The sequence below is a fragment of the Escherichia sp. AM3 genome (assembly GCF_032029835.1).
Classification (GTDB): domain Bacteria; phylum Pseudomonadota; class Gammaproteobacteria; order Enterobacterales; family Enterobacteriaceae; genus Escherichia; species Escherichia coli.
In genome coordinates this window covers 39,926-46,651 of the sequence record NZ_JAVUPQ010000030.1, presented here as the reverse complement: position 1 = coordinate 46,651, position 6,726 = coordinate 39,926, and the positions used below count along the sequence as shown (strand labels likewise).

At 50.6% G+C, this 6,726-nt stretch carries 8 protein-coding genes and 2 tRNA genes; 8 read left to right on the top strand and 2 right to left on the bottom strand.

All coding sequences use genetic code 11. The annotated features are described in order from the left end of the window. Window positions 1-123 precede the first annotated feature (123 nt). Window positions 124-200 (top strand) — tRNA-Asp (locus RTW80_RS12980). A gap of 8 nt (window positions 201-208) precedes the next feature. Further along, a tRNA-Trp gene (locus RTW80_RS12975) sits at window positions 209-284 on the top strand. Window positions 285-379: 95 nt separating this feature from the next. On the opposite strand, the gene hdfR is transcribed toward RTW80_RS12975, so the two are convergent. Beyond that, window positions 380-1,219 (bottom strand): HTH-type transcriptional regulator HdfR, encoded by an 840-nt coding sequence (gene hdfR / locus RTW80_RS12970; protein WP_000379245.1) that lies wholly within the window; start codon window positions 1,217-1,219, stop codon window positions 380-382. 118 nt (window positions 1,220-1,337) lie between these two features. On the opposite strand from hdfR, the gene maoP reads away from it, so the two are divergent. Beyond that, the gene (gene maoP / locus RTW80_RS12965) at window positions 1,338-1,676 is read left to right on the top strand and encodes a macrodomain Ori organization protein MaoP (RefSeq protein WP_000841001.1); all 339 of its coding nucleotides are present in this window, start codon (window positions 1,338-1,340) and stop codon (window positions 1,674-1,676) included. Between the two features lie 24 nt (window positions 1,677-1,700). On the opposite strand, the gene RTW80_RS12960 is transcribed toward maoP, so the two are convergent. Then, window positions 1,701-3,221, bottom strand: coding sequence for a YifB family Mg chelatase-like AAA ATPase (locus RTW80_RS12960; protein WP_000058966.1), 1,521 nt, complete (start codon window positions 3,219-3,221; stop codon window positions 1,701-1,703). A gap of 352 nt (window positions 3,222-3,573) precedes the next feature. Between RTW80_RS12960 and ilvL the strand changes: the two genes are divergently transcribed. The 5 genes from ilvL to ilvE all read left to right on the top strand — a co-directional run bounded on the left by ilvL (window position 3,574) and on the right by ilvE (window position 6,667). Next, window positions 3,574-3,672 carry an ilv operon leader peptide gene (gene ilvL, locus RTW80_RS12955; protein WP_001311244.1) on the top strand — a complete coding sequence of 33 codons (99 nt, stop codon included), beginning with the start codon at window positions 3,574-3,576 and terminating at the stop codon, window positions 3,670-3,672. A gap of 86 nt (window positions 3,673-3,758) precedes the next feature. After that, window positions 3,759-3,809 (top strand): peptide IlvX, encoded by a 51-nt coding sequence (gene ilvX / locus RTW80_RS12950; RefSeq protein WP_001387183.1) that lies wholly within the window; start codon window positions 3,759-3,761, stop codon window positions 3,807-3,809. A gap of 2 nt (window positions 3,810-3,811) precedes the next feature. After that, entirely contained in the window at window positions 3,812-5,458 is a 1,647-nt protein-coding gene (ilvG, locus tag RTW80_RS12945; protein WP_001012620.1) for an acetolactate synthase 2 catalytic subunit, read from the top strand. Continuing rightward, entirely contained in the window at window positions 5,455-5,718 is a 264-nt protein-coding gene (gene ilvM / locus RTW80_RS12940) for an acetolactate synthase 2 small subunit (protein ID WP_000983255.1), read from the top strand. The genes ilvG and ilvM overlap by 4 nt, the downstream gene beginning before the upstream one ends. A gap of 19 nt (window positions 5,719-5,737) precedes the next feature. Further along, entirely contained in the window at window positions 5,738-6,667 is a 930-nt protein-coding gene (gene ilvE / locus RTW80_RS12935; protein ID WP_000208520.1) for a branched-chain-amino-acid transaminase, read from the top strand. Window positions 6,668-6,726: the final 59 nt, after the last annotated feature.

Below are 6,726 nucleotides of genomic sequence, written 5' to 3'. Positions count from 1 at the left end.
AGAAGTGAAACGCCGTAGCGCCGATGGTAGTGTGGGGTCTCCCCATGCGAGAGTAGGGAACTGCCAGGCATCAAATTAAGCAGTAAGCCGGTCATAAAACCGGTGGTTGTAAAAGAATTCGGTGGAGCGGTAGTTCAGTCGGTTAGAATACCTGCCTGTCACGCAGGGGGTCGCGGGTTCGAGTCCCGTCCGTTCCGCCACCCTAATTAGGGGCGTAGTTCAATTGGTAGAGCACCGGTCTCCAAAACCGGGTGTTGGGAGTTCGAGTCTCTCCGCCCCTGCCAGAAATCATCCTTAGCGAAAGCTAAGGATTTTTTTTATCTGAAATAACCCTCTCCGAAGTAAATCCTTCTACCGGCATCCTTGCCAGCCATTCATATTAATACACTTCATCCAGCACGTTAATTTTTAAAAGATCGCGAATCAACGCATTTTTATCGCTATTTTGCAGCCATATGGCATAAAGCGGCCGTGAAAGTGTTGTGCTATCGACAACGGTATGCAGGCCGCCTTTTTTACGCGCCCAGCTGACGGGTAGCCAGGTGCAACCATTAAGCATCGCAATCTGTTGCTGTGCCAGTTCAGCAGAACTGGTTGTCAGAATGGGCACTTCGTCAGCACCGATCAAACCTGCCTCATGCTGTTGAAAATCTGGCCCCCACTCAAGTCGCAGATAATTAAGATCTCCCTTTAGTTTTGAAGGGGCACTGGTATAAAGCGCTAAAGTGAAATATCCCAGCAACTGACTACTAAATTCGTCCATTTTGGGCGCTTCAGTGGTAATAAGAAGATCAAGCTGGCGTTCATGCAGCTGTTTTACCAGAGACTGCCGTTGGGCAATTCGCGCTTCGAACTGTAAGCCTGTATGGGCATCCTGATTTTGATACAAACGTCCCAGCCACTGATTAAGCATACATTCCCACAATGAGGCGCTGGCACCGATAGAAAACTCGTTATGTCGTGAGGTATGCGCCACCTCCTTGCGGGCGGCCTGCCAGGTGCTCATGAGCGTTTCTGCATAAGGCAGTAGTTTTTCACCGGCAGCGGTTAAACGGATATTGTTTCTGTGGCGGGTGAAAAGGTTCACACCCAGTTGATTTTCCAGTTGTCTGATTCGAAAGCTCACTGCTGACTGGGTCAGATAGAGCGATTCAGCCGCTCGACCAAAGTGACGCGTTCGGCTAACTTCCAGGAAAGTTTTTAACAATTCCGTATCCACAGTGCTCTCCGCAAAATTATTTGTCGTTATGATTTAAATGTTTTGTTTTACACTCTGTCAAGCGTAACTAATACTCCGCGCCATAACTAGCTCGGTCAAAGAATTAGGAGCGTGCAGGATGGCGGAAAGCTTTACGACGACTAATCGATATTTCGACAATAAACATTATCCACGTGGATTCTCTCGTCATGGTGATTTCACCATCAAAGAGGCACAACTGCTTGAGCGTCATGGTTATGCCTTCAATGAGTTGGATCTTGGCAAACGCGAGCCGGTTACCGAGGAAGAGAAACTCTTCGTAGCAGTATGCCGTGGCGAACGTGAGCCAGTGACAGAAGCAGAACGCGTGTGGTCCAAGTATATGACGCGTATTAAGCGTCCAAAACGTTTTCACACCCTTTCCGGCGGTAAACCGCAGGTTGAAGGTGCTGAAGACTACACCGATTCTGACGATTAATAAAAAGGGCGAAATGCCCTTTTTTTATGTCAGTAGTTTCTGCAGATGGATGAGCAAACGGTCAATCGCTCGATAGCTAACTGCCTCCTGCAAATGTTGACGTGTGATAATGTCAGACTGATCAATATCAGCAATGGTTCGTGCAACTTTCAATAACCGCTGCCAGGCACGAATCGATAACCCCAGATGGATCAGCGTTTCTTCCAGCCACATCGCATCTTCGCTCTCAAGTTTGCAGAATTGGCGTATTTCCGGACTATCCAGCCAGGCGTTCAGTTTATTCTGCCGCTTAAATTGGCGCTCTCTGGCGGCCATTACGCGTTGTTTAACGGTGGCGCTGCTTTCTCCCGGCACTACCGTTTTACTCAAAATACCGGGAGGCGGTAATGGGATCTCCAGTGAGAGATCGAAGCGGTCGAGAAAGGGACCAGAGAGTCGGTTGAGATAACGCAGCGTTTGCTCTGGTGTGCAGCGGTTATGGTTTCCCTGATAATGTCCGGTAGGGCTGGGATTCATCGCCGCGACAAGCTGGAAACGGGCTGGATAGGTTATTTTTGCTCGCGTGCGTGAAAGATGGATCTGCCCGGATTCAATCGGCTCTCGCAAGGCATCCAGTGTACGCCTTTCAAATTCAGGTAACTCATCAAGAAAAAGCACGCCGTTATGCGCCAGCGAAATTTCACCGGGCCCTGGAATTGCGCCACCGCCTACCATCGCAGTTAACGATGCACTGTGATGAGGTGAGCGGAACGGGCGCTGCCGCCATTGTTTTTGGACTGATTCAGCATTTACCAGACTTAATATCGCAGCACTCTCCAGTGCCTCTTCATTGCTTAAATCTGGCAACAGGCCATTAATACGGCTGGCGAGCATTGTTTTACCTGTTCCCGGAGGCCCAATCAGTAAAAGGTTGTGCCCGCCAGCGGCGGTAATTTCCAGTCCTCGCTTTCCATGTTCCTGACCGACAACATCACTGAGATCATGTTGTAGCGCCCGGGATACTGCATCAGTTGGTTTCGGGCGTTCGAGAGCGTGCTTACCTTCCAGAAACGCACAGACAGCTTGCAGATGATCGGCTATCAGGCATCCTTCACCGTTAATTAGCCCCACTTCATCTTCGTTATCTTTCGCGACGATAATTTTTCTGCCCGACTTAATAGCTTCAGTTGCACTGGAGATTGCGCCGGGAACGCCACGCAGAGCGCCTGTAAGCGCCAGTTCTCCGACTAATTCATATTCATCTAACTTATTGGCTGTAAGCTGTTCTGAGGCCGCCAGCAACGCAATGGCGATAGGTAAATCATATCGTCCCCCTTCTTTTGGTAGATCGGCTGGAGCAAGGTTGATGGTGATTTTTTTCGCCGGATATTCATATCCGCTATTGATAATGGCGCTGCGCACGCGATCGCGAGCTTCTTTCACCGTTGTTTCTGGTAAGCCCACCATCGTTAAGCCGGGTAGACCTTTACTGATATGTACCTCAACAGTGATTGGGGGCGCATTTACTCCCAGGGCTGCGCGGGTATGAACAATTGACAGTGACATAAGCCCTCCTTGAGTCACCATTATGTGCATAAGATATCGCTGCTGTAGCCCGCTAATTCGTGAATTTTAGTGGCTGATTCCTGTTTATTTGTGCAAGTGAAGTTGAGTTGTTCTGGCGGTGGAATGATGCTCGCAAAAATACAGCGGACAAAGGATGAACTAAGAGGAAGGGAACAACATTCAGACCGAAATTGAATTTTTTTCACTCACTATTTTCTTTTTAAAAAACAACAATTTCTATTGAAATTATTAAACGCATCATAAAAATCGGCCAAAAAATATCTTGTACTATTTACAAAACCTATGGTAACTCTTTAAGCATTCCTTCGAACAAGATGCAAGAAAAGACAAAATGACAGCCCTTCTACGAGTGATTAGCCTGGTCGTGATTAGCGTGGTGGTGATTATTATCCCACCGTGCGGGGCTGCACTTGGACGAGGAAAGGCTTAGAAATCAAGCCTTAACGAACTAAGACCCCCGCACCGAAAGGTCCGGGGGTTTTTTTTGACCTTAAAAACATAACCGAGGAGCAGACAATGAATAACAGCACAAAATTCTGTTTCTCAAGATTCAGGACGGGGAACTAACTATGAATGGCGCACAGTGGGTGGTACATGCGTTGCGGGCACAGGGTGTGAATACCGTTTTCGGTTATCCGGGTGGCGCAATTATGCCGGTTTACGATGCATTGTATGACGGCGGCGTGGAGCACTTGCTGTGCCGACATGAACAGGGTGCGGCAATGGCGGCTATCGGTTATGCCCGTGCTACTGGCAAAACTGGCGTATGTATCGCCACGTCTGGTCCGGGCGCAACCAACCTGATAACCGGGCTTGCGGACGCACTGTTAGATTCCATCCCCGTTGTTGCCATCACCGGTCAAGTGTCCGCACCGTTTATCGGCACGGACGCATTTCAGGAAGTGGATGTCCTGGGATTGTCGCTAGCCTGTACCAAGCACAGCTTCCTGGTGCAGTCGCTGGAAGAGTTGCCGCGCATCATGGCTGAAGCATTCGACGTTGCCAGCTCAGGTCGTCCTGGTCCGGTTCTGGTCGATATCCCAAAAGATATCCAATTAGCCAGCGGCGACCTGGAACCGTGGTTCACCACCGTTGAAAACGAAGTGACTTTCCCACATGCCGAAGTCGAGCAAGCGCGCCAGATGCTGGCAAAAGCGCAAAAACCGATGCTGTACGTTGGTGGTGGCGTGGGTATGGCGCAGGCAGTTCCTGCTTTACGAGAATTTCTCGCTACCACAAAAATGCCTGCCACCTGCACGCTGAAAGGGCTGGGCGCAGTTGAAGCAGATTATCCGTACTATCTGGGCATGCTGGGAATGCATGGCACCAAAGCGGCGAACTTCGCGGTGCAGGAGTGCGACTTGCTGATCGCCGTGGGTGCACGTTTTGATGACCGGGTGACCGGCAAACTGAACACCTTCGCACCACACGCCAGTGTTATCCATATGGATATCGACCCGGCAGAAATGAACAAGCTGCGTCAGGCACATGTGGCATTACAAGGTGATTTAAATGCTCTGTTACCAGCATTACAGCAGCCGTTAAATATCAATGACTGGCAGCAACACTGCGCGCAGCTGCGTGATGAACATGCCTGGCGTTACGACCATCCCGGTGACGCTATCTACGCGCCGTTGTTGTTAAAACAACTGTCGGATCGTAAACCTGCGGATTGCGTCGTGACCACAGATGTGGGGCAGCACCAGATGTGGGCTGCGCAGCACATCGCCCACACTCGCCCGGAAAATTTCATCACCTCCAGCGGCTTAGGTACCATGGGTTTTGGTTTACCGGCGGCGGTTGGCGCACAAGTCGCGCGACCGAACGATACCGTTGTCTGTATCTCCGGTGACGGCTCTTTCATGATGAATGTGCAAGAGCTGGGCACCGTAAAACGCAAGCAGTTACCGTTGAAAATCGTCTTACTCGATAACCAACGGTTAGGGATGGTTCGACAATGGCAGCAACTGTTTTTTCAGGAACGATACAGCGAAACCACCCTTACTGATAACCCCGATTTCCTCATGTTAGCCAGCGCCTTCGGCATCCCTGGCCAACACATCACCCGTAAAGACCAGGTTGAAGCGGCACTCAACACCATGCTGAACAGTGATGGGCCATACCTGCTTCATGTCTCAATCGACGAACTTGAGAACGTCTGGCCGCTGGTGCCGCCAGGTGCCAGTAATTCAGAAATGTTGGAGAAATTATCATGATGCAACATCAGGTCAATGTATCGGCTCGCTTCAATCCAGAAACCTTAGAACGTGTTTTACGCGTGGTGCGTCATCGTGGTTTCCACGTCTGCTCAATGAATATGGCCGCCGCCAGCGATGCACAAAATATAAATATCGAATTGACCGTTGCCAGCCCACGGTCGGTCGACTTACTGTTTAGTCAGTTAAATAAACTGGTGGACGTCGCACACGTTGCCATCTGCCAGAGCACAACCACATCACAACAAATCCGCGCCTGAGCGCAAAAGGAATATAAAAATGACCACGAAGAAAGCTGATTACATTTGGTTCAATGGGGAGATGGTTCGCTGGGAAGACGCGAAGGTGCATGTGATGTCGCACGCGCTGCACTATGGCACCTCGGTTTTTGAAGGCATCCGTTGCTACGACTCGCACAAAGGACCGGTTGTATTCCGCCATCGTGAGCATATGCAGCGTCTGCATGACTCCGCCAAAATCTATCGCTTTCCGGTTTCGCAGAGCATTGATGAGCTGATGGAAGCTTGTCGTGACGTGATCCGCAAAAACAATCTCACCAGCGCCTATATCCGTCCGCTGATCTTCGTCGGTGATGTTGGCATGGGCGTTAACCCGCCAGCGGGATACTCAACCGATGTGATTATCGCCGCTTTCCCGTGGGGAGCGTATCTGGGCGCAGAAGCGCTGGAGCAGGGGATCGATGCGATGGTTTCCTCCTGGAACCGCGCAGCACCAAACACCATCCCAACCGCGGCAAAAGCCGGTGGTAACTACCTCTCTTCCCTGCTGGTGGGTAGTGAAGCACGCCGCCACGGTTATCAGGAAGGTATCGCGCTGGATGTGAATGGTTACATCTCTGAAGGTGCAGGCGAAAACCTGTTTGAAGTGAAAGACGGCGTGCTGTTCACCCCACCGTTCACCTCCTCCGCGCTGCCGGGTATTACCCGTGATGCCATCATCAAACTGGCAAAAGAGCTGGGAATTGAAGTCCGTGAGCAGGTGCTGTCGCGCGAATCCCTGTACCTGGCGGATGAAGTGTTTATGTCCGGTACTGCGGCAGAAATCACGCCAGTGCGCAGCGTAGATGGTATTCAGGTTGGTGAAGGCCGTTGCGGCCCGGTTACCAAACGCATCCAGCAAGCCTTCTTCGGCCTCTTCACTGGCGAAACCGAAGATAAATGGGGCTGGTTAGATCAAGTTAATCAATAAATACAAAAAATGGGACGGCACGCACCGTCCCATTTACGAGACAGACACTGGGAGTAAAT

Coding starts and splice junctions, on each gene's coding strand:
- ilvG (WP_001012620.1), top strand. CDS start 3,812: ATGAATGGCGCACAGTGGGTGGTACATGCGTTGCGGGCACAGGGTGTG.
- ilvM (WP_000983255.1), top strand. CDS start 5,455: ATGATGCAACATCAGGTCAATGTATCGGCTCGCTTCAATCCAGAAACC.
- maoP (WP_000841001.1), top strand. CDS start 1,338: ATGGCGGAAAGCTTTACGACGACTAATCGATATTTCGACAATAAACAT.
- ilvL (WP_001311244.1), top strand. CDS start 3,574: ATGACAGCCCTTCTACGAGTGATTAGCCTGGTCGTGATTAGCGTGGTG.
- ilvE (WP_000208520.1), top strand. CDS start 5,738: ATGACCACGAAGAAAGCTGATTACATTTGGTTCAATGGGGAGATGGTT.
- RTW80_RS12960 (WP_000058966.1), bottom strand. CDS start 3,221: ATGTCACTGTCAATTGTTCATACCCGCGCAGCCCTGGGAGTAAATGCG.